We start from the raw sequence: 21,394 nt of genomic DNA, 5'->3' as shown, positions 1-21,394 counted from the left end.
GCGTCAGCGGACGCGGCCGCGCTCCCACAGCACGTCCGAGCCGCCATCTGCGCGGTTCAGCACGCGCGCCAGCACGAACAGCAGGTCCGACAGCCGGTTCACGTATCGCCGCGGCGCATCGTTGAGCGTCTCGGTGCGCCCGAGCGCGACGATCGAGCGCTCGGCGCGGCGGCACACCGTCCGGCAGACGTGCGCAAGCGACGCCGCGCGCGAGCCGGCCGGCAGGATGAATTCCTTCAGCGGCGGCAGCGTCGCGTTGTAGTCGGCGAGCCACCGGTCGAGGCGCGCGAGGTGCGTATCGTCGAGCACCGTATGACCCGGAATGCACAGCTCGCCGCCCAGATCGAACAGGTCGTGCTGGATCGTGACGAGCGCGGTGCGGACGTCGTCCGGAAGCGGCTCGGCGAGCAGCACGCCGAGGGTCGAGTTCAGTTCGTCGACGTCGCCGATCGCGGCGATCCGCGCGTCGTCCTTGCCGATGCGCCGCCCGTCGCCGAGACCGGTGGTGCCGTCGTCGCCCGTGCGCGTGGCGATCTTGCTCAAGCGGTTGCCCATGCGAATGTCCTCTCGTGCGCGGCCGCAACGCGGCCCGGTTGCATTGGAACGCGATTATCGCAGCCTGCGGCGGGGGCCGCAGCAGGCGTTGCAGCGTAGAATGAGCCGAAAGTTCGACAAGCCGCCGTCAGGAGACATTCGTGAATCATCCCGCCACGCCGGCCGCCACGCGCCGTCCCCTTCCGCCCGCGATGCTCGATGCGCTGCGCGCCGCCTTCGGCGAGCGCGTGTCGACCGCCGACGCCGTCCGCGCCCACCACGGCCGCGACGAATCGCCGTTCGATCCGCAACTGCCCGACGCCGTCGTGTTCGCCCGCAACGCCGATGAAGTGCGCGAAGTCGTGTCGCTGTGCGCGCTCTACAGCGTGCCGCTGATCCCGTACGGCGCCGGCTCGTCGCTCGAAGGCCACCTGCTCGCCGTGCGCGGCGGCGTATCGCTCGACCTGTCGGAAATGAACCGCGTGCTGTCGATCAACGCGGAAGACCTGACGGTCACGGTCGAACCGGGCATCACGCGCAAGGCGCTCAACGAGGCGCTGCGCGACACCGGCCTGTTCTTCCCGATCGATCCGGGTGCCGACGCGAGCATCGGCGGGATGACCGCGACCCGCGCGTCGGGCACCAACGCCGTGCGCTACGGAACGATGCGCGAGAACGTGCTCGGCCTGAGCGCCGTGCTCGCCGACGGCCGCGTCGTGAAGACGGGCTCGCGCGCGCGCAAGTCGTCGGCCGGCTACGACCTCACGCGCCTGTTCGTCGGCTCCGAAGGCACGCTCGGCGTGATCACGGAGATCACGCTGCGCCTCCATCCGCTGCCCGAGGCCGTGTCGGCCGCGATCTGCGCGTTCCCGTCGATGGGCGACGCGGTGCGCACCGTGATCGAGACGATCCAGATCGGCGTACCGATCGCACGCGTCGAATTCGTCGACTCGCTCGCGGTGCGCTCGATCAACCGCCACTCGAACCTGACGCTCGCCGAAGCGCCGACGCTGTTCTTCGAATTCCACGGCACCGAGGCCGGCGTGAAGGAGCAAGCCGAGCTCGTGCAGGCGCTCGCGGGCCAGAACAATGGCCAGGGCTTCGAATGGGCGACCCGCCCCGAGGACCGCACGCGGCTCTGGGCCGCGCGCCACAACGCGTACTTCGCGATGCTGCAGCTGAAGCCCGGCTGCCGCGCAGTGACGACCGACGTGTGCGTGCCGATCTCGCAACTCGCCGCGTGCGTCGAGGAGACCGAAGCCGACCTGCGCGCGTCGTCGCTGCCCTGCCCGATCGTCGGCCACGTCGGCGACGGCAATTTCCACGTCGCGATCCTGATCGATCCCGACAAGCCCGAGGAAATCGACGAAGCCGAACGCATCAACGACCGGATCGTCGAACGCGCGCTGCGCCTCGGCGGCACCTGCACCGGCGAACACGGCGTCGGGCTGCACAAGATGCGCTTCCTGCCGAAGGAGCACGGCGAGAACGCGATCGACGCGATGCGCGCGATCAAGCTCGCGCTCGATCCACGCAACCTGATGAATCCCGGCAAGATCTTCACGTGCTGACACGGCGGCGCGCCGCAGCGCGCCCGCAGGAGACTCAATGAACGCTTCCGTCGAACTGTCGAGCGCGACCCGCGCGCAGCGCCAGCGCGAAGTCGTGCAGGCTCTGATGGCCGTGCTGCCGACGCATTGCCTGCTGTTCCGCGACGAAGACACCGCACCGTACGAATGCGACGGCCTGTCCGCGTACCGGCGGCTGCCGCTCGCGGTCGCGCTGCCCGAAACCGAATCGCAGGTGCAGCGGATCGTGCAGATCTGCCGCCGCATGGAAGTGCCGATCGTGCCGCGCGGCGCGGGCACGAGCCTGTCGGGCGGCGCGCTGCCGATCGCGAACGGCGTCGTGCTGTCGCTCGCGCGCTTCACGCGCATCGTCGAGGTCGATCCGTACGCGCGCACGGCCACCGTGCAGCCCGGCGTGCGCAACCTGGCGATTTCCGAAGCGGCCGCACCTTACGGGCTCTATTACGCACCCGATCCTTCGTCGCAGATCGCCTGCACGATCGGCGGCAACGTCGCGGAAAACTCCGGCGGCGTCCACTGCCTGAAATACGGGCTGACCGTGCACAACGTGATGCGCGTGCGCGCGGTCACGATCGACGGCGAGATCGTCGAATTCGGCTCGCTCGGCCTCGACACGCCGGGCCTCGACCTGCTCGCGGTGATGATCGGCAGCGAAGGGATGTTCGCGATCGTCACCGAGGTCACGGTGAAGCTGATCCCCAAGCCGCAGACCGCGCAGCTCGTGATGGCGAGCTTCGACGATGTCGTGAAGGGCGGCGAGGCAGTCGCCGCGATCATCGCGTCGGGCATCATCCCGGCCGGGCTCGAGATGATGGACAAGCCGGCCACGCAGGCCGTCGAGGCATTCACGCACGCGGGCTACGACCTCAACGCGAAGGCGATCCTGCTGTGCGAATCGGACGGCACGCCAGAAGAAGTCGCGGAGGAGATCGTCCGCATGACGGCGGTGCTGCGCGAACATGGCGCGACGCGCATCCAGGTCTCGCGCAACGAACACGAGCGGCTGCGCTTCTGGTCGGGCCGCAAGAACGCGTTTCCGGCCGCCGGGCGTATTTCCGCCGACTATTACTGCATGGACGGCACCGTGCCGCGTCGCGCGATCGGCCCGCTGCTCGCGCGCATCGAGCAGCTCGAGACGCGCTACGGGCTGCGCTGCATCAACGTGTTCCACGCCGGCGACGGCAACATGCATCCGCTGATCCTCTACAACGCGAACGATCCCGACGAGTTGCACCGCGCCGAGCAGTTCGGCGCGGAAATCCTCGAATGCTGCGTGGAATTCGGCGGCAGCGTGACCGGCGAGCACGGCGTCGGCATCGAAAAGCTCAATTCGATGTGCGTACAGTTCTCGCCGCAGGAGCGCGACGCGTTCTTCGCGGTCAAGCGCGCGTTCGATCCGGCCGGGCTGCTCAATCCCGACAAGGGCATCCCGACCCGCGCGCGCTGCGCGGAATACGGCCGCCAGCACGTGCGCGGGGGGCTGCTGCCGCACCCCGACCTGCCGCGCTTCTGAGCGCCGCGCGGTTGCGCGGCCCGTGTCGACACGCGAGCCGCGCCGCACCGCCCTGCCCGCGCCTGCCGTGCGCGCGGCGGCGCCTGCATGCTTCGTTATACGGGGCTTAGGGATAGTCGCGATGTGGATTCGCGCCACCCCGGTACAATCGACCGGACAACAAGACGAGGCAGCAACAGAACATGGAAGAGGACGACATCGTCGCCGGATGGGCCGAGCGCATCCGCGCCGCCAGTGCCGACGGCCGGCCGCTGCGGATTCGCGGCGGCGGCACCAAGGACTGGTACGGCCAGGCGCTGGACGGCGAAATACTCGACACGCGTGCGTATCAGGGCATCGTGTCGTACGACCCGGCCGAACTCGTCGTCACGGTCCGCGCGGGCACGCCGCTCGCGCAGCTTGAAACCGTCCTCGCCGAGTGCGGTCAGATGCTGCCGTTCGAGCCGCCGCACTTCGGCCGCTCGGCCACCGTCGGCGGCTGCATCGCGGCCGGCCTCGCGGGCCCGCGCCGCGCGACCTGCGGCGCCCCGCGCGATTTCGTGCTGGGCGTCACGCTGATGAACGGGCGCGGCGAGCTGCTGCGCTTCGGCGGCCAGGTCGTGAAGAACGTCGCCGGCTACGACGTGTCGCGGCTGATGGCCGGCTCGCTCGGCACGCTCGGGCTGATGCTCGACCTGTCGATCAAGGTGCTGCCGGTGCCGGTCGCGGAAGTCACGCTGAAGTTCGAGATGACCGCGACCGACGCGGTGCGCAAGCTCAACGAATGGGGCGGCCATCCGCTGCCCGTCAGCGCGAGCGGGTGGCGCAACGGCACGCTGGTGCTGCGGCTGTCCGGCGCCGAGGCCGCCGTGAAATCGGCGAAGACGCTGCTTGGCGGCGAAGTCGTCGACGCGGTCGAGGCCGAGCGCTTCTGGGCCGGCCTGCGCGAACACACCGACCCGTTCTTCAACGGCATCCCGCCCGGCTATGCGCTGTGGCGCCTGTCGCTACCGTCGATCACCGAACCGATGCACCTGCCCGGTACCCAGCTGATGGAATGGGGCGGCGCACAGCGCTGGTGGATCAGCGACGCCGACGCGCAGACGGTGCGCATGAGCGCGAAGCAGGCCGGCGGCCATGCGACGCTGTTCCGCGCGGGCGAGTCCTACGACCGCAGCGCGGGCGTGTTCACGCCGCTGCCCGCGCCGCTGATGAAGATTCACCGCGGGCTGAAGGCCGCATTCGATCCCGCACGCGTCTTCAACCGCGGCCGGCTCTATCCGGATCTCTGAGCGATGCAAACGAACCTCGCCGATTTCATCCGCAACACGCCCGACGGCGACGAGGCCGACGCGATCCTGCGCAAGTGCGTGCATTGCGGCTTCTGCACCGCGACGTGCCCGACCTACCAGCTGCTCGGCGACGAACTCGACGGCCCGCGTGGGCGCATCTACCTGATCAAGCAGATGGTCGAAGGCGCGCCCGTCACGCGCAGCACGCAGCAGCACCTCGACCGCTGCCTCACGTGCCGCAGCTGCGAGACGACCTGCCCGTCGGGTGTCCAGTACGGCCGGCTCGTCGAGATCGGCCGCAAGCACGTCGAGGCACAGGTGCAGCGCCCCATCCAGCAGCGCCTCGTGCGCCGCGTGCTCGCGAGCCTCGTGCCGAATGCGGCGCTGTTCTCACCGTTGATGCGGCTCGGCCAGCACGTGCGGCCGCTCTTGCCGAAACGGCTGCGCGACAAGGTGCCGCCGCGCACGCGGCTGCTCGAATGGCCGCAGCGCACGCATCGGCGCAAGATGCTGATGCTCGGCGGCTGCGTGCAGCCGTCGATGCTGCCGAACATCAACATCGCGACCGCGCGCGTGCTCGACGCGCTCGGCGTCGAGACGATCGTCGCACCCGACGCAGGCTGCTGCGGCGCGATCCGCCTGCACCTGAACTACCATGACGAAGCGCTCGACGACGCGCGCCGCAACATCGACGCATGGTGGCCGCATGTCGAGCAAGGCGTCGAGGCGATCGTGATGAACGCGTCGGGCTGCGGTGCGACGGTGCTCGAATATGCGCACCTGCTGCGCGACGATCCGGCCTATGCGGAGAAGGCGCGGCGCGTCGTCGCGCTGACGCGCGACATCTCCGACGTATTGCTCGCGTTCGAGGCCGAGCTCGCGACGCTCGCGCGGCGCCGCGCGATCCATACCGTCGCGTACCACCCGCCGTGCACGCTGCAGCACGGCCAGCAGTCGCGCGGCAAGGTCGAGCGCCTGCTCGAGACGCTCGGCATCGACGTGCGGCTGCCGGCCGACAGCCATCTGTGCTGCGGGTCGGCCGGCACCTATTCGCTCACGCAACCGTCGCTGTCGTACCGGCTGCGCAAGCAGAAGCTGCTGAAGCTGCAGGCACTCGAGCCGCAGATGATCGTGTCCGGCAACGTGGGCTGCATCGCGCATCTGCAAAGCGGCACGCAGATCCCGGTCGCGCACTGGATCCAGCTCGTCGAGCATCTGCTGTACGGCTAGTACGGCGCCGGTCCGGCCGGTCGCGCACGGCATCCCGTCCGTATAATGGGCGAATCGATGCGGTGCGTGCCGTGCCGCATCCGCTGCCGTACTCGCTTCCCGCGCCTGCTTCCGTGCCCGTCATGTCCGATTTCGCCGCCCGTCTCGACTCCGTTCACCGCCGCATCGCCGACGCCGCCCGCGCGGCCGGCCGCGATCCCGCCACCGTCTCGCTGCTCGCCGTGTCGAAGACGTTTCCTGCCGACGACGTGCGCGCCGCGCATGCGGCCGGACAACGCGCGTTCGGCGAAAACTACGTGCAGGAATCGATCGACAAGATCGACGCGCTCGCGGATCTCCGCGCCGGGCTCGAATGGCATTTCATCGGGCCGCTGCAATCGAACAAGACGCGCCCGGTCGCAGAACGCTTCGACTGGGTCCATTCGGTCGACCGGCTGAAGATCGCACAGCGCCTCGCCGAACAGCGCCCCGCCCACCTGCCGCCGCTGAACGTGTGCGTGCAGGTGAACATCAGCGGCGAGGCGTCGAAGAGCGGCGTCGCGCCGGCCGACGTGGCCGAAGTCGCGCGCGCGGTCGCCGCGCTGCCGACACTGCGGCTGCGCGGCCTGATGGCGATTCCCGAACCGGCCGGCGATATCGACGCGCAACGTGCGCCGCATCGTGCGCTGCGTGCGCTGTTCGATACGCTGCGTGCCGACGGCCTGCCGCTCGATACGTTGTCGATGGGCATGTCCGCCGATCTCGAGGCCGCGGTGCTCGAAGGCGCGACGATCGTGCGCGTCGGCACCGCGATCTTCGGCGCACGCGACTATTCGCACTGAGCGCCGCCCTTTTTCGTCTTTCCGTTCACTCACTCGCTCAATCCGACATCATGAAAATCGCATTCATCGGCGGCGGCAACATGGCCGCGGCCCTGATCGGCGGCCTGATCAAGCGCGGCGTCGCCGCTGACGGCCTGTATGCCATCGACGTCAACGAAGAGGTACGCACGCGCGCCGCGCAGCAATTCGGCGTGCGCACCGGCGCGGCCATCGACGCGACGCTCGCCGGCTACGACGCGATCGTGCTCGCGGTGAAACCGCAGGTACTGAAGGACGTCGCGCAGGCGCTCGCGCCGCACCTGAAGTCGCAGCTCGTGATCAGCATCGCGGCCGGCATCCGCGGCACCGATCTCGCGCGCTGGCTCGGCGGCTACGCGCGCATCGTGCGCACGATGCCGAACACGCCCGCGCTGGTCGGCATGGGCGTGACGGGCCTCGCCGCGCTGCCGGGCGTGGATGCGGCCGGTCGCGAACTCGCGTCGAACGTGCTGGGTGCGGTCGGCGAAATCGTATGGTTCGACGACGAGTCGAAGCTCGACGCCGTCACGGCCATTTCGGGCAGCGGCCCCGCGTACGTGTTCTATTTCATCGAAGCGCTGCAGGAAGCCGCGCGCCAGCTCGGCATGAACGACGAACAGGGCCGCGCACTCGCGGTCGCAACGTTCACGGGCGCCGCGCAACTCGCCGCGCAATCGGGCGAACCGGCGAGCGTGCTGCGCGAGCGCGTGACGTCGAAAGGCGGCACGACGGCCGCTGCGCTCGCGTCGTTCGACGCGCAGGGCGTGAAGGAAGCGATCGTGCGCGGCGCGCTCGCCGCCGAGGCACGCGCGAAGGAAATGGGCGACGAGCTCGGCCGCGCGTAAGCGCGACAGCGGTGCCGGTTGCTCCGGCACTCGACGTAAAAAAAGCGGCCGCCCGGCCGCTTTTTTGTTGGCATCGCGCACCGGGTGCGCCATTTCGTTCAGTTGCCGGCCAGCAGGTAATGCATCGCAATGCCCGCGAACAGTACACCGCCGAGCCAGTTGTTGTGCCGGAACGCCGCGAAGCACGGCATCCGCTCGCGGCCCTTGATCAGCGTGTAGTGATACAACGCGCAGCCGACCGCCGCGGCCCAGCCGGCCCAGTATGCGAGACCGAAGCCGAGCGTCACGCCGATCCACACGTAGATCCCGAGCGTCACCGCATAGCACGCCATCACGGCCGCGACGTCGAAGCGGCCGAACGTCAGCGCGGACGTGCGAATGCCGATCTTGATGTCGTCGTCGCGGTCGACCATCGCGTATTCGGTGTCGTACGCGACCGACCAGAAGATGTTCGCGACCAGCATCACCCATGCGATCGCCGGCACTGTGTCCTGCACGGCCGCGAATGCCATCGGGATGCCGAAGCCGAACGCAATGCCGAGATACGCTTGCGGAATCGCGAAGAAACGCTTCATGAACGGATACGAGCCGGCGACGAACAGCGCGACGACCGACAGCTCTTTCGTCAGCGTATTGAGCGGCAGGATCAGCAGGAACGAGATGAAGGCCAGCACCACCGCGATCGCGACGGCTTCCCATGCGCGGATCTTGCCTGACGTCAGCGGCCGGTCGGCCGTGCGCTTCACGTGACGGTCGAAATCGCGGTCGGCATAGTCGTTCATCGCGCACCCGGCCGAGCGCATCAGCAGCGTGCCGAGCGCGAAGATCACGAGCAGCGGCCAGCGCGGATGGCCGTCCGACGCGATCCACAGTGCGTTGAGCGTCGGCCAGAGCAGCAGCAGGCTGCCGATCGGCTTGTCCATCCGGACGAGCCGCAGATACAGGGGAAAGCGGGCAAGCATGGCGAAGCACCGGGAAGATAATCCCGGCATTTTAGAGCCGAGCGGCGGTCCGCGTCATGTCGGAGCGGCCCTCGATCGGGTGCCGCGGCACGCGCGGCGGCCGCCCGGGCCCGCTGCAAGCGGCCGGGCGGTCCCGCGCGTCAATGAAGGGACAGATGCATGGCAGGTGCGTACCCGGCCCTCGCCGGCATTCGATCCCGATGCGGACACCCCAGACTCCGGTTTGTAGTCGGGACACCCGCTCATGCCGGCCACAGCGCATGCGACCGGCCTCACCGGATTTACGCGAGCAGCGACCGCAGCATCCACGCGGTCTTTTCATGCGTCTGCAGGCGCTGCGTCAGCAGGTCGGCGGTCGGCTCGTCGCTCGCCGCGTCGGCGATGGGGAAGATCTCGCGCGCGGTGCGCACGACGGTCTCGTGCCCTTCGACGAGCTGCCGGATCATCTCTTCGGCCGCCGGCACGCCGTTCGCCTCAGGCACCGACGACAGCTTCGCGAAATCCGCGAACGTGCCCGGCGCGACAACGCCGAGCGTGCGAATGCGCTCGGCGACCAAGTCGACCGCGAGCCACAGTTCGTTGTACTGCTCCTCGAACATCAGGTGCAGCGTGTTGAACATCGGACCCGTGACGTTCCAGTGGAAGTTGTGGGTCTTCAGGTACAGCGAAACGTATCGGCAAGCAGGCGCGACAGGCCGTCCGCGATTTTCCTGCGGTCCTTGTCGCTGATGCCGATGTTGATCTGCGTGGCGTTGCCTTTCCTGGCCATCTTCGGGACTCCTCATTCGAAATGTTGAACCGGCGAAAATGCGTCGAGCAATCCGCATGCCGCGTCGTGCGGCATCCGTTCGCGACTTGCCGGTCTGGCGCGGCGAGCGAATCGCCGCGCTCAACCGCCGGCACGCGAGACGATCGGCGCGAGCGCGTGCAGCGCCTGCGCGGCCAGCTCGGCCGCACCGCCGATGACGATCGCGAAACCGACGATGCGCCGCGCCCACTCGGCCGGCGCGCGCATGTTCAGCATCATGTGCGTCATGGTCGTCACTCCTTCGACAAGACCTTGAACCGGAAGAAAAAACGGCCGGTCGGGCGACCGGCCGTTTCACGTTGCAACGCGACCGCGCTAGCGCGTCACGACGTTCACGCGAGGTCGAAGCGGTCGAGGTTCATCACCTTGTTCCAGGCCGCGACGAAATCGCGCACGAACTTCTCGTTCGCATCCGCGCTGCCGTACACCTCGGCCAGCGCACGCAGCTGCGAGTGCGAACCGAAGATCAGGTCGACGCGCGTGCCGGTCCACTTGACCTGGCCCGTCGCACGATCGCGCCCTTCGAACACGTCGTTGGCGGCCGACACCGGCTTCCACTCCGTGCCCATGTCGAGCAGGTTCACGAAGAAGTCGTTGGTCAGCGTGCCCGGACGATCGGTGAACACGCCGTGCTTCGTATCGCCGACGTTCGCGCCGAGCACACGCAGGCCGCCGACCAGCACCGTCAGCTCCGGCCCGCTCAGCGTCAGCAGCTGGGCCTTGTCGACCAGCAGTGCCTCGGCCGGCGTCTTGTACGCGCCCTTCAGGTAGTTGCGGAAACCGTCCGCAACCGGCTCGAGCACGGCCATCGCCTCGACATCGGTCTGCTCCTGCGACGCGTCCATCCGGCCCGGCGCGAACGGCACCGTTACCGCGACACCCGCGCTCTTCGCGGCCTGCTCGACGCCGGCTGCACCCGCCAGCACGATCAGGTCGGCGAGCGACACCTTCTTGCCGCCCGTCTGCGCATCGTTGAACGCCTTCTGCACGCCTTCGAGCGTCTCGAGCACCTTCGCGAGCGCCGCCGGCTGGTTCACTTCCCAGTCCTTCTGCGGTGCCAGGCGGATGCGCGCACCGTTCGCGCCGCCGCGCTTGTCCGAACCGCGGAACGTCGAGGCCGACGCCCATGCGGTCGACACGAGCTGCGCGACCGACAGGCCCGACGCAAGCACCTTCGCCTTCAGCGCCGCGACGTCCGCGTCATCGATCAGCGTGTGGTCGACGGCCGGGATCGGGTCCTGCCACAGCAGTGCCTCGGCCGGCACATCCGGGCCGAGATAGCGCGAACGCGGACCCATGTCGCGGTGCGTGAGCTTGAACCAGGCGCGCGCGAACGCGTCGGCGAACTCGGCCGGGTTCTCGTAGAAGCGGCGCGAGATCTTCTCGTAGGCCGGATCGAAACGCAGCGACAGGTCGGTCGTCAGCATCGTCGGACGATGCTTCTTCGACGCGTCGAACGCGTCGGGAATCACTTCGTCGGCGCCCTTCGCGACCCACTGGTGCGCACCGGCCGGGCTCTTCGTCAGTTCCCATTCGTAGCTGAACAGGTGCTTGAAGAAGTCATTGCTCCATTTCGTCGGCGTCGACGTCCACGTGACTTCGAGGCCGCTCGTGATCGCATCGTGGCCCTTGCCCGACGCGTACGCGCTCTTCCAGCCGAGACCCTGCTGCTCGATGCTCGCCGCTTCCGGCTCCGCACCGACGTCCGATGCGGGGCCCGCGCCGTGCGTCTTGCCGAACGTGTGGCCGCCGGCGATCAGCGCGACCGTCTCTTCGTCGTTCATCGCCATCCGCGCGAACGTCTCGCGGATGTCACGCGCCGCCGCGACCGGGTCGGGGTTGCCGTCCGGGCCTTCCGGGTTCACGTAGATGAGGCCCATCTGCACGGCCGCGAGCGGGTTCTCGAGATCACGGTCGCCCGAGTAACGGCTGTTCGGGCCGCCGCTCAGTTCCAGCCAGATCTTTTCCGAACCCCAGTAGACGTCGTCCGGTTCCCACGTGTCGACACGGCCGCCCGCGTAACCGAAGGTCTTGAAGCCCATCGATTCGAGCGCGACGTTGCCGGTCAGGATCAGCAGGTCGGCCCACGAGATGTTGCGGCCGTACTTCTGCTTGATCGGCCACAGCAGCCGGCGCGCCTTGTCGAGGTTCGCGTTGTCCGGCCAGCTGTTCAGCGGCGCGAAGCGCTGCTGCCCGCCGCCCGCGCCGCCGCGGCCGTCGGCGGTCCGGTACGTACCGGCGCTATGCCAGGCCATCCGGATGAACAGGCCGCCGTAGTGGCCGAAGTCGGCCGGCCACCAGTCCTGCGACGTCGTCATCAGCGCCTGCAGGTCGCGCTTGAGCGCCGCGAGGTCCAGCTTTCCGAATGCTTGCGCGTAGTCGAAATCCTTGTCCATCGGATCGGACAACGCCGAGTGCCGGTGGAGGATGTTGAGGTTCAGCTGGTTCGGCCACCAGTCCTTGTTCGACGTGCCGCCGGCCGCCGTGTGGTTGAACGGACATTTCGATTCGGTCGACATGCTTTTTCTCCTTTACTTGCTCGTAGGCCCCCACTTGCCGGGCGCGGTTCGTGGAGCACTGCGGGGGGGTGAAACGCAACAGGGTGTTCTGTCGTGCTACGGGGTGTCAGGCGCGGCTTTCGATGCGGCTTTCGGGACTTCGGACATGCCATGCTCCCTGATGGCTGAACGGCGGGCACATCGGGGAACACTGACCGGCGTGCGACGGCACTCATCCGCCGTACACACGGTCCGCCAGGTACGCGAACGCAATCGGGCGCAAGCTGCGGGCCGCCGCCTTGGCACGATTTACGACCTCGTTGCGCGACGGGATGTTCCGCTGCGCGTGCTGCAATACCGACCGCATCATGACATCCTCCTTTGACGCTTGCATTCAGCGTGCGAATCGGGCTTTCGATCCGACGCCGATCCATGTAGCGCATTCTATTTACATCTATCAAATTATTGAATTTGATAAATTTAATCTATGCAATAGGAAAAAATAAACGGGGCCGCAAGACCCCGTTCATCGCGCTGTCACGCATGCATGCAGCAGTTGTGGTCAGTTCATCGTCGCCGGCATGTCGAGCTTCGCGACGCCCGGCAGGTCGCACGCGGCGATCGCCTCGCTGATCGCGTCGATCGCGGGCATCCGCGTGAAGCTCTTGCGCCACACCAGCACGACGCGGCGATCCGGCACCGGTTCGTTGAAGGGCACGTACGACAGCAGCTCGGCGTCGGGGCCGTTCGCGCGCGGGCCGACCTCGGCGACCGACATCCGCGGCAGCACCGTGATGCCGACGCCACTCGCGACCATGTGGCGAATCGTCTCGAGCGACGAGCCCTCGAAGGTCTTCTGGATGCCGTCGGCCGTCTGCGAGAAGCGCATCAGTTCCGGGCACACGCCCAGCACGTGGTCGCGGAAGCAGTGGCCGTTGCCGAGCAGCAGCATGGTTTCCTGCTTCAGGTCCTCGGCGTCGATCTCGGCGCGCTTTTCCCACGGATGTCCTGCCGGCAGCGCGACGACGAACGGCTCGTCGTACAGCGGCCGCACCATCAGGCCGGTTTCGGGGAATGGCAGCGCCATGATCGCGGCGTCGATCTCGCCCTGCTTCAGCAGTTCGAGCAGCTTCAGTGTGTAGTTCTCCTGCAGCATCAGCGGCATCTGCGGCACGCGCTGGATCATCTGCTTGACGAGCGTCGGCAGCAGGTACGGCCCGATCGTGTAGATCACGCCGAGACGGAACGGGCCGACGAGCGGGTCCTTGCCCTGCTTCGCGATCTCCTTGATCGCGAAGGTCTGCTCGAGCACGCGCTGCGCCTGCGTGACGATCTGGTCGCCGATCGGCGTCACGCTCACTTCGCTCGCGCCGCGCTCGAAGATCTGCACGTTGAGCTCGTCTTCCAGCTTCTTGATCGCCACCGATAGCGTCGGCTGGCTCACGAAGCATGCTTCGGCCGCGCGACCGAAATGCCGCTCGCGCGCGACCGCGACGATGTATTTCAGTTCAGTCAGGGTCATTGTGGGTCAATCAGGGATATACAGGCGATAGGTTTAATTTATACACCCACTGGCACCGGTTCGCCAAGTTTCTCAGCATCGCAATGCGCCGATTACGCGCCGAATGGCGGTTTTGAATCCGTCCCCGAATGCGCCGGCCAGGTCTTCGATCACGCCTTCAGATACTGCTCCCGCGCGCCGAGCCAGCGGGCGAGATGCTGCGTGACCACGTCGGGATACGCGGCGATCAGCCGCGCCGCGGCGTCGCGGGCCGGGTCGATCAGCCAGCCGTCGGTCTCGAGGCTCGCGAAGCGCAGCATCGCCGCGCCGGACTGGCGCGCGCCGAGGAATTCGCCTGGGCCGCGAATCTCGAGGTCGCGTCGCGCGATCTCGAAGCCATCGGTCGTCTCGCGCATCGTCTTCAGCCGCTCGCGGCCGGTGAGCGACAGCGGACCCGTATACAGCAGCACGCACACCGACGCCGCGGTGCCGCGCCCGACACGCCCGCGCAGCTGGTGCAACTGCGCGAGGCCGAAGCGCTCCGCGTGCTCGATCACCATCAGCGACGCGTTCGGCACGTCGACACCGACCTCGATCACGGTCGTCGCGACGAGCAGCTGCACGTCGTTGCGCGTGAACGCTTCCATCACGGCCGCCTTGTCGGCCGGCGACAGCCGGCCGTGCACGAGCCCCACCTTCAGTTCGGGGAGCGCCTCGGCCAGCGTCTCGTAGGTTTCGACGGCCGTCTGCAGCTGCAGCGTCTCGCTTTCCTCGATCAGCGGGCACACCCAGTACACCTGGCGCCCGGTCAGCGCGGCCTCGCGCACGCGGGCGATCACCTCCTCGCGCCGCGCGTCGCCGACGAGGCGCGTCAGCACCGGCGTGCGGCCCGGCGGCAGTTCGTCGATCGTCGAGACTTCGAGATCCGCGTAGTACGTCATCGCGAGCGTGCGCGGAATCGGCGTGGCCGACATCATCAGCTGGTGCGGCTGGAAATCGCGCGCGCCGTTGGCCGCGTTCGCGGCCTTCGCGCGCAACGCGAGACGCTGCTCGACGCCGAAGCGATGCTGCTCGTCGACGATCACGAGGCCGAGCCGCGCGAACTCGACGGTGTCCTGGATGATCGCGTGCGTGCCGATCACGAGCTGCGCGGTGCCGAGCGCCGCGGCCTCGATCGCCGCGCGCTTCTCCTTCGCCTTCAGGCTGCCCGCGAGCCATGCGACCGACACGCCGAGCGGCTCGAGCCATGCGCGCAGCTTGCGCGCGTGCTGTTCCGCGAGGATTTCGGTCGGCGCCATCAGCGCGGCCTGGTAGCCGGCGTCGATCGCCTGCGTCGCGGCCAGCGCCGCGACGACGGTCTTGCCGCTGCCGACGTCGCCCTGCAGCAGCCGCTGCATCGGGTGCGCGAGCGTGAGGTCACGCGCGATCTCGTCGACGACACGCGACTGCGCGCCGGTCAGCGTGAACGGCAGCGCCGCGTAGAGACGGGTCGTCAGCGCATCGGCATCGGCCGCGGTGCGGCGCGGCATCGCGGGCGCCGCGCGCGTGCGGCGCTCCTCGTGCGCGCGCTTGAGCGACAGCTGCTGCGCGAGCAGTTCCTCGAACTTGATGCGCGTCCACGCCGGATGCGAGCCGTCCATCAGCGCGGCTTCGTCGGAATCGACGCCCGGGTGGTGCAGGATGCGCACGGCCTGCGCGAGCGTCGGCACGCCGAGCGGCTTCAGGTAGTCGCGCTCGATCTCGGGCGGCAGCAGCTCGGGCAGCGGCGTGCGCTCGACCGCGTTCTCGATCGCCTTGCGCAGATACGCCTGCGACACGCCGGCCGTGCTCGGATAGACGGGCGTGAGCACCTGCGGCAACGGCGCATCGGCCTCGACGACGCGCACGGCCGGATGCACCATCTCCATCCCGAAGAAGCCTCCGCGCACGTCGCCGCGCACGCGCAGCCGCTGGCCGACGGCCATCTGCTTGACCTGCGAGCCGTAGAAATTCAGGAAGCGCAGCACGAGCTGCTCGCCGTCGTCGTCCTGGATCTTCACGACGAGCTGGCGCCGCGGCCGGTACGCGACCTCGTTGTCGAACACGACGCCTTCGGTCTGCGCGATGCCGCCCGGCAGCAGCTCGCCGATCGGCGTAAGCGTGGTTTCGTCCTCGTAGCGCATCGGCAGATGCAGCACGAGATCGATCGAGCGCGTGAGGCCGAGCTTCGCGAGTTTGTCGACGGTCTTCACGGGTTTGTCGGCGGCCGGCTTCTTCTTGCGCTTCGCGCCGGATGCGCCCACGGCACCCGCCCCGCCCGCTTCGTCGCTGCCCGCGCCCGGTTCGACGTCGGGCGCGGCGGCGGCCGGCTGCGCGAGCCGCCCGTCGGTGCCGCGCTTCGGGCCCGCGCGACGCGGCGCGGCACTTTGCGGCGCGGTGCCGCGCGCCGTTGAATCGCGCTCCCCCGTGCTTCGCGCGGGTGACGCGGCATCGTCCGCGTCGAACGGATCGGCGGAATCGGCAACGGCGGCGGAGGAACGGCGTGGTGACACAGGCATCGGATCGTCTGGGTGCTTCGCAAGGCAAGTACAATAGCGGCTTTCACGTCGTCCGAACGAACGACGCCGGCCAGGCCGCGCATCCCGCCATCATAGCGGCTCGCGCGCCCCATTTATGCGTTTCCGCCCTGTCGGCGGCGCCCGCCGGCCGTTTCGAACCAGCCCGCATGTTCACGCTTTCCGATTTCGATTTCAATCTGCCGCCCGAGCTGATTGCGCAAACCGCGCTGCCCGACCGCACCGCGAGCCGCCTGCTCGAGGTCGATGGCACCGCCGAGCCCGCGCGCCTCGTCGACCGCCGCTTCGCCGAGCTGCCGTCGTGCATCGCACCCGGCGACCTGCTCGTGTTCAACGATACCAAGGTGCTGAAGGCGCGTTTCTTCGGCCAGAAGGCCAGCGGCGGCAAGATCGAGGTGCTGATCGAGCGCGTGACCGGCACGCACACGGCGCTCGCGCAGATCCGCGCGAGCAAGTCGCCGGGCGCCGGCACGACGCTGCGCCTCGCCGACGCGTTCGACGTGACGGTCGGCGAGCGCGTCGAGCCGTTCTTCACGCTGCACTTCCCGCAGCCGTGCCTCGCGCTGATCGAGCAGCACGGCCGCCTGCCGCTGCCGCCGTACATCGAGCACGACGCCGACGCGAACGACGAGACGCGCTACCAGACCGTCTACGCGAGCAACCCGGGCGCGGTCGCGGCGCCTACGGCCGGGCTCCATTTCGACCAGCCGCTGCTGGAGAAGCTCGATGCGATGGGCGTCGAGCGCGCGACGCTGACGCTGCACGTGGGCGCCGGCACGTTCCAGCCGGTGCGCGTCGAGAACCTCGCCGAGCACAAGATGCACAGCGAGTGGTACGACCTGCCGCAGTCGCTCGTCGACAAGATCGCCGCGACCCGCGCGCGCGGCGGCAACGTGATCGCGGTCGGCACGACGTCGATGCGCGCGCTCGAAGCCGCGGCGCGCAGCGCCGACGAAGCGGGCCGCCCGCTCGCGGCGGCGCAGGCGGAGACCGACATCTTCATCACGCCCGGCTACCGTTTTCGCGTGGTCGACCGGCTCGTCACGAACTTCCACCTGCCGAAGTCGACGCTGCTGATGCTGGTGTCGGCGTTCGCGGGCGTCGAGACGATCCGCGCCGCGTACCGGCACGCAATCGACGAACGCTACCGCTTCTTCAGCTACGGCGACGCGATGCTGCTCACGCGGCGCGACACGCCGGAGTCGCCGCGCGTGTAAGCGCCACGACACGACCGGCACGACGGCCCGCGCACAGCGCGGCCGCCGTGCCCCCGGTTTCCCGCTGCGCGCGCTACGATGGCGCGCATCCGCTTTCCCCCGCCGCCGGGTTCCCGGCGGCGTTTCCAACATGCGCCGGACTGTTCTCCGGTGGCAAGGAGAATGACGCGATGACCGAAGGTTCATCCCACGATACGCACGCGCCCGTGCAGGACCGCCCCGCCAACGGGCTCGAATTCGAACTGCTGACGACCGACGGCCATGCACGCCGCGGCCGCGTGAAGCTCAACCATGGCGTGGTCGAGACGCCGATCTTCATGCCGGTCGGCACGTACGGCACCGTGAAGGCGATCCAGCCGCGCGAGCTGCACGAGATCAACGCGCAGATCATCCTCGGCAACACGTTCCACCTGTGGCTGCGTCCGGGCCTCGACACGATCGACGCGCACGGCGGCCTGCACGGCTTCATGGGCTGGAACAAGCCGATCCTGACCGACTCGGGCGGCTTCCAGGTGTTCTCGCTCGGCGACCTGCGCAAGATCACCGAGGACGGCGTGACGTTCGCGTCGCCGATCAACGGCGACAAGCTCTTCCTGTCGCCGGAAGTATCGATGCAGATCCAGAAGGTGCTGAACTCCGACATCGTGATGCAGTTCGACGAATGCACGCCGTACGCGACCAACGGCGTGCCGACGACGCACAAGGAAGCGGCCGAGTCGATGCGCATGTCGCTGCGCTGGGCGAAGCGTTCGCTCGACGAGTTCGACCGGCTCGGCAACCCGAATGCCCTGTTCGGGATCGTCCAGGGCGGGATGTTCGAGGACCTGCGCGACGAATCGCTCGCAGGCCTGTCGGAACTCGGCTTCCACGGCCTCGCGATCGGCGGGCTGTCGGTCGGCGAGCCGAAGGAAGACATGATGCGCGTGCTGCGGCACGTCGGCCCGAAGCTGCCGGCCAACAAGCCGCACTACCTGATGGGCGTCGGCACGCCGGAGGACCTGGTCGAGGGCGTCGCGAACGGCATCGACATGTTCGACTGCGTGATGCCGACCCGCAACGCGCGCAACGGGTGGCTCTTCACGCGCTTCGGCGACGTGAAGATCCGCAACGCGACGCACAAGAACGCGCTGAAGCCGCTCGATGCGAGCTGCACCTGCTACACGTGCCAAAACTTCTCGCGCGGCTACCTGCATCACCTGCACCGCGTCGGCGAAATCCTCGGCGCGCAGTTGAACACGATCCACAACCTGCACTACTACCTGCAACTGATGAGCGAGATCCGCGACGCGATCGAGACCCATACGTTCGATGCGTTCCGGCAGCGCTTCGCGGAGGACCGCGCGAGAGGGGTCGACTGACGGGCCGGCTGCCCACCATATGGGACGTGTACTAAATAACGCGTTCCAGGTACCAGTCACGACCGCCGAATATTACAATTGCCTTTCCAAACGAGTCGCAACGGTGTCGTTTCATGCTTTAACAGCTTGATCCGAAAGCGCATTTGCTGCGCCGTTCGCGCATGGGGCCGGTGGTAGAATAACCGGCTTATTTTTCGATCTTCCCCTACGGAGAGACCAACGTGCCGTTCATTTCCAATGCCTTCGCGCAAGGTGCCGGTGGCGCCGAATCGAGCCTGATGAGCTTCCTGCCGCTCATTCTGATGTTCGCGGTGCTCTACTTCATCATGATTCGTCCGCAGATGAAGCGCCAGAAGGAACACCGCAACATGCTCGCGGCCATGGCGAAGGGCGACGAAGTCGTCACGAGCGGCGGCCTCGTCGGCAAGGTGACGAAGGTCACCGAAGGCTACATCGGCGTCGAAATCGCCGAAGGCACCGAAATCACCGTGCAGAAGGCTGCCGTCACGACCATTCTGCCGAAGGGCACGATCAAGTCGCTGTAAGGCTTTCACCGAGCGTCCGGCTCCCCGCGCCGTGCCCGCCTGAGAGAGCGGGCCGCCGCGGCGCCGGACGCGACGCTTTCACGCCAACCACCCGTTCGGCCCCCTCATGAATCGTTATCCACTCTGGAAATATGTCGTGATGGTCGTGGCGCTCGCCATCGGCTTTCTGTACACATTGCCCAACTTCTTCGGCGAAGCGCCGGCGGTGCAGGTATCGAGCGGCAAGGCCACGGTCAAGCTCGACTCGACCACGCTGACCCAGGTCGAATCCGCGCTCGCGTCCGCACAGATCAAGCCAGACGACGTCACCTTCGAGAACACGGCGTCCAACGCGAACATCCGCGTGCGCCTGAAGGACACCGATACGCAGCTGCGCGTCAAGGACCTGCTGCAGAAATCGCTGAACGCCGATCCGAACGATCCGCAGTACGTCGTCGCACTGAACCTGCAGAGCGCGTCGCCGCGCTGGCTGACCGCGCTGCACGCACTGCCGATGTATCTCGGCCTCGACCTGCGCGGCGGTGTCCACTTCCTGCTTCAGGTCGACATGACGGGCGCGCTCACGAAGAAGCTCGACTCCGACGCGTCCGACGCGCGCACGCTGCTGCGTGACAAGAACATCCGCGACGGCGGCGTGAGCCGCGTCGACCAGTCCGTCGTCGTCAACTTCAGCGATGCGCAAACGGCCGAAGACGCCCGCAAGGTGCTCGCCGCGTCGGTCACCGAACTGCAATGGGCGACCCAGCCCGGCGGCGGCGGCACGCAGGTCGTCGGCACGTTCACGCCGGCCGTGCAGAAGGCCGTCGAGGACGCCGCGCTCAAGCAGAACCTGACGACGCTCCACAACCGCGTGAACGAACTCGGCGTGTCCGAGCCGATCCTCCAGCAGCAGGGCAGCGACCGTATCGTCGTCGAACTGCCGGGCGTGCAGGACACCGCGAAGGCGAAGGACATCATCGGCCGCACCGCGACGCTCGAGGCACGCCTCGCCGATCCGATCAACACGCACCCGAACCCGAACGACCCCGTGCCGCCGGGCGAGGAGCTGTTCACGCAGGGCAACCAGGCGCCCGTGCTGCTGAAGAAGGACGTGATCTTCACCGGCGACCGCATCATCGACGCGTCGGCCGGCTTCGACGAACACCAGCGTCCGTCGGTCAACATCCGCCTCGACTCGGCGGGCGGCCGCTCGGTGCGCGCGGTGTCGCGCGAGAACATCGGCAAGCCGATGGCGATGGTGCTGTTCGAGAAGGGCAAGGGCGAAGTGCTGACGGTCGCGACGATCCAGTCGGAACTCGGCGACCGCTTCCAGATCACGGGCCAGCCGACGCCGCAGGCCGCGGCCGACCTCGCGCTGCTGCTGCGCGCCGGTTCGCTCGCCGCCCCGATGGACATCATCGAGGAACGCACGATCGGCCCGAGCCTCGGCGCGGACAACATCAAGATGGGCGTGCACTCGGTGATCTGGGGCTTCTGCGCGATCGCCGTGTTCATGATCGCGTACTACATGCTGTTCGGCGTGATCTCGGTGATCGGCCTGTCGGTGAACCTGCTGCTGCTCGTCGCGGTGCTGTCGCTGATGCAGGCAACGCTGACGCTGCCGGGTATCGCGGCAATCGCGCTCGCGCTCGGTATGGCGATCGACTCGAACGTGCTGATCAACGAGCGCGTGCGTGAAGAACTGCGCGCCGGCCAGCCGCCGCAGCTCGCGATCCAGTCCGGCTACGCGCACGCGTGGGCGACGATTCTCGACTCGAACGTCACGACGCTGATCGCCGGCCTCGCGCTGCTCGCGTTCGGCTCGGGCCCGGTTCGCGCGTTCGCGATCGTGCACTGCCTCGGCATCCTGACGTCGATGTTCTCCGCGGTGTTCTTCTCGCGCGGGATCGTCAACCTCTGGTACGGCGGCCGCAAAAAGCTGAAGTCGCTCGCGATCGGCCAGGTGTGGAAGCCGGAAGGCGCCACCGCCGGCGCATCGTTCGCCGCGGCCGACGAATCGACCGACACCGCGCGCGCCGCGAAGCTCGCCGCACCCGCGAAGGGCAACGCACCGCGCGCCGGCAAGCCGCAACTGCGCAACCGCGCGCAGCAAGGCGTGTCGCCGAAGAAACCGGGCTCGACCCAATAAG

At 68.0% G+C, this 21,394-nt stretch carries 16 protein-coding genes and 1 pseudogene; 10 read left to right on the top strand and 7 right to left on the bottom strand.

Features of this window, described 5'->3' with window-relative positions:
* Positions 1-3 precede the first annotated feature (3 nt).
* Positions 4-555, bottom strand: coding sequence for a cob(I)yrinic acid a,c-diamide adenosyltransferase (locus DIE15_RS21800; RefSeq protein ID WP_057926722.1), 552 nt, complete (start codon positions 553-555; stop codon positions 4-6).
* A gap of 140 nt (positions 556-695) precedes the next feature.
* On the opposite strand from DIE15_RS21800, the gene DIE15_RS21795 reads away from it, so the two are divergent.
* From DIE15_RS21795 to proC, 6 genes are all read left to right on the top strand, one after another.
* Positions 696-2,105 carry an FAD-binding oxidoreductase gene (locus DIE15_RS21795; RefSeq protein ID WP_124834313.1) on the top strand — a complete coding sequence of 470 codons (1,410 nt, stop codon included), beginning with the start codon at positions 696-698 and terminating at the stop codon, positions 2,103-2,105.
* 37 nt (positions 2,106-2,142) lie between these two features.
* Complete coding sequence (locus DIE15_RS21790; RefSeq protein WP_057926724.1) at positions 2,143-3,636, top strand: FAD-linked oxidase C-terminal domain-containing protein; 1,494 nt, start codon at positions 2,143-2,145, stop codon at positions 3,634-3,636.
* Positions 3,637-3,818: 182 nt separating this feature from the next.
* A complete protein-coding gene (gene glcE, locus DIE15_RS21785; protein ID WP_124834312.1) occupies positions 3,819-4,907 on the top strand; it encodes a glycolate oxidase subunit GlcE in 1,089 nt (362 codons plus the stop codon).
* A gap of 3 nt (positions 4,908-4,910) precedes the next feature.
* Positions 4,911-6,137 (top strand): glycolate oxidase subunit GlcF, encoded by a 1,227-nt coding sequence (glcF, locus tag DIE15_RS21780; RefSeq protein ID WP_057926726.1) that lies wholly within the window; start codon positions 4,911-4,913, stop codon positions 6,135-6,137.
* A 122-nt stretch (positions 6,138-6,259) separates the two neighbouring features.
* Entirely contained in the window at positions 6,260-6,958 is a 699-nt protein-coding gene (locus tag DIE15_RS21775) for a YggS family pyridoxal phosphate-dependent enzyme (RefSeq protein WP_057926868.1), read from the top strand.
* Between the two features lie 50 nt (positions 6,959-7,008).
* Entirely contained in the window at positions 7,009-7,821 is an 813-nt protein-coding gene (gene proC / locus DIE15_RS21770; RefSeq protein ID WP_057926727.1) for a pyrroline-5-carboxylate reductase, read from the top strand.
* Between the two features lie 98 nt (positions 7,822-7,919).
* Here the strand turns inward: proC and ubiA are convergent, their stop codons facing one another.
* The 6 genes and pseudogenes from ubiA to recG all read right to left on the bottom strand — a co-directional run bounded on the left by ubiA (position 7,920) and on the right by recG (position 16,127).
* Complete coding sequence (gene ubiA / locus DIE15_RS21765) at positions 7,920-8,783, bottom strand: 4-hydroxybenzoate octaprenyltransferase (RefSeq protein WP_124834311.1); 864 nt, start codon at positions 8,781-8,783, stop codon at positions 7,920-7,922.
* A 281-nt stretch (positions 8,784-9,064) separates the two neighbouring features.
* Positions 9,065-9,552, bottom strand: a pseudogene (dpsA, locus tag DIE15_RS21760) (non-specific DNA-binding protein DpsA).
* 120 nt (positions 9,553-9,672) lie between these two features.
* Positions 9,673-9,819, bottom strand: a complete 147-nt coding sequence (locus DIE15_RS37085) for a hypothetical protein (protein ID WP_162840560.1) — start codon at positions 9,817-9,819, stop codon at positions 9,673-9,675.
* 104 nt (positions 9,820-9,923) lie between these two features.
* Positions 9,924-12,110 carry a catalase/peroxidase HPI gene (katG, locus tag DIE15_RS21755; RefSeq protein WP_124834310.1) on the bottom strand — a complete coding sequence of 729 codons (2,187 nt, stop codon included), beginning with the start codon at positions 12,108-12,110 and terminating at the stop codon, positions 9,924-9,926.
* Positions 12,111-12,651: 541 nt separating this feature from the next.
* Positions 12,652-13,611: a hydrogen peroxide-inducible genes activator gene (locus tag DIE15_RS21750; protein WP_057926731.1), complete on the bottom strand. Its 960-nt coding sequence runs from the start codon at positions 13,609-13,611 to the stop codon at positions 12,652-12,654.
* Between the two features lie 149 nt (positions 13,612-13,760).
* Positions 13,761-16,127 carry an ATP-dependent DNA helicase RecG gene (gene recG / locus DIE15_RS21745; protein WP_124834309.1) on the bottom strand — a complete coding sequence of 789 codons (2,367 nt, stop codon included), beginning with the start codon at positions 16,125-16,127 and terminating at the stop codon, positions 13,761-13,763.
* 167 nt (positions 16,128-16,294) lie between these two features.
* On the opposite strand from recG, the gene queA reads away from it, so the two are divergent.
* The 4 genes from queA to secD all read left to right on the top strand — a co-directional run bounded on the left by queA (position 16,295) and on the right by secD (position 21,393).
* Positions 16,295-17,362: a tRNA preQ1(34) S-adenosylmethionine ribosyltransferase-isomerase QueA gene (gene queA, locus DIE15_RS21740; protein WP_057926733.1), complete on the top strand. Its 1,068-nt coding sequence runs from the start codon at positions 16,295-16,297 to the stop codon at positions 17,360-17,362.
* 170 nt (positions 17,363-17,532) lie between these two features.
* Positions 17,533-18,720, top strand: a complete 1,188-nt coding sequence (gene tgt / locus DIE15_RS21735; protein WP_057926734.1) for a tRNA guanosine(34) transglycosylase Tgt — start codon at positions 17,533-17,535, stop codon at positions 18,718-18,720.
* 221 nt (positions 18,721-18,941) lie between these two features.
* Positions 18,942-19,265, top strand: a complete 324-nt coding sequence (yajC, locus tag DIE15_RS21730) for a preprotein translocase subunit YajC (protein ID WP_006476868.1) — start codon at positions 18,942-18,944, stop codon at positions 19,263-19,265.
* 106 nt (positions 19,266-19,371) lie between these two features.
* Positions 19,372-21,393 carry a protein translocase subunit SecD gene (secD, locus tag DIE15_RS21725; RefSeq protein ID WP_057926735.1) on the top strand — a complete coding sequence of 674 codons (2,022 nt, stop codon included), beginning with the start codon at positions 19,372-19,374 and terminating at the stop codon, positions 21,391-21,393.
* Position 21,394 lies beyond the last annotated feature (1 nt).

It is taken from the genome of Burkholderia sp. Bp9031, assembly GCF_003857965.1.
In the GTDB taxonomy this organism is placed as follows: Bacteria; Pseudomonadota; Gammaproteobacteria; order Burkholderiales; family Burkholderiaceae; genus Burkholderia; species Burkholderia ambifaria_A.
The sequence above is the reverse complement of the archived record's forward strand: the minus strand, read 5'-3'. Positions and strand labels throughout refer to the sequence as shown.

Coding starts and splice junctions, on each gene's coding strand:
- DIE15_RS21800 (WP_057926722.1), bottom strand. CDS start 555: ATGGGCAACCGCTTGAGCAAGATCGCCACGCGCACGGGCGACGACGGC.
- DIE15_RS21790 (WP_057926724.1), top strand. CDS start 2,143: ATGAACGCTTCCGTCGAACTGTCGAGCGCGACCCGCGCGCAGCGCCAG.
- glcE (WP_124834312.1), top strand. CDS start 3,819: ATGGAAGAGGACGACATCGTCGCCGGATGGGCCGAGCGCATCCGCGCC.
- glcF (WP_057926726.1), top strand. CDS start 4,911: ATGCAAACGAACCTCGCCGATTTCATCCGCAACACGCCCGACGGCGAC.
- DIE15_RS21775 (WP_057926868.1), top strand. CDS start 6,260: ATGTCCGATTTCGCCGCCCGTCTCGACTCCGTTCACCGCCGCATCGCC.
- proC (WP_057926727.1), top strand. CDS start 7,009: ATGAAAATCGCATTCATCGGCGGCGGCAACATGGCCGCGGCCCTGATC.
- ubiA (WP_124834311.1), bottom strand. CDS start 8,783: ATGCTTGCCCGCTTTCCCCTGTATCTGCGGCTCGTCCGGATGGACAAG.
- DIE15_RS37085 (WP_162840560.1), bottom strand. CDS start 9,819: ATGACGCACATGATGCTGAACATGCGCGCGCCGGCCGAGTGGGCGCGG.
- katG (WP_124834310.1), bottom strand. CDS start 12,110: ATGTCGACCGAATCGAAATGTCCGTTCAACCACACGGCGGCCGGCGGC.
- DIE15_RS21750 (WP_057926731.1), bottom strand. CDS start 13,611: ATGACCCTGACTGAACTGAAATACATCGTCGCGGTCGCGCGCGAGCGG.
- recG (WP_124834309.1), bottom strand. CDS start 16,127: ATGCCTGTGTCACCACGCCGTTCCTCCGCCGCCGTTGCCGATTCCGCC.
- queA (WP_057926733.1), top strand. CDS start 16,295: ATGTTCACGCTTTCCGATTTCGATTTCAATCTGCCGCCCGAGCTGATT.
- tgt (WP_057926734.1), top strand. CDS start 17,533: ATGACCGAAGGTTCATCCCACGATACGCACGCGCCCGTGCAGGACCGC.
- secD (WP_057926735.1), top strand. CDS start 19,372: ATGAATCGTTATCCACTCTGGAAATATGTCGTGATGGTCGTGGCGCTC.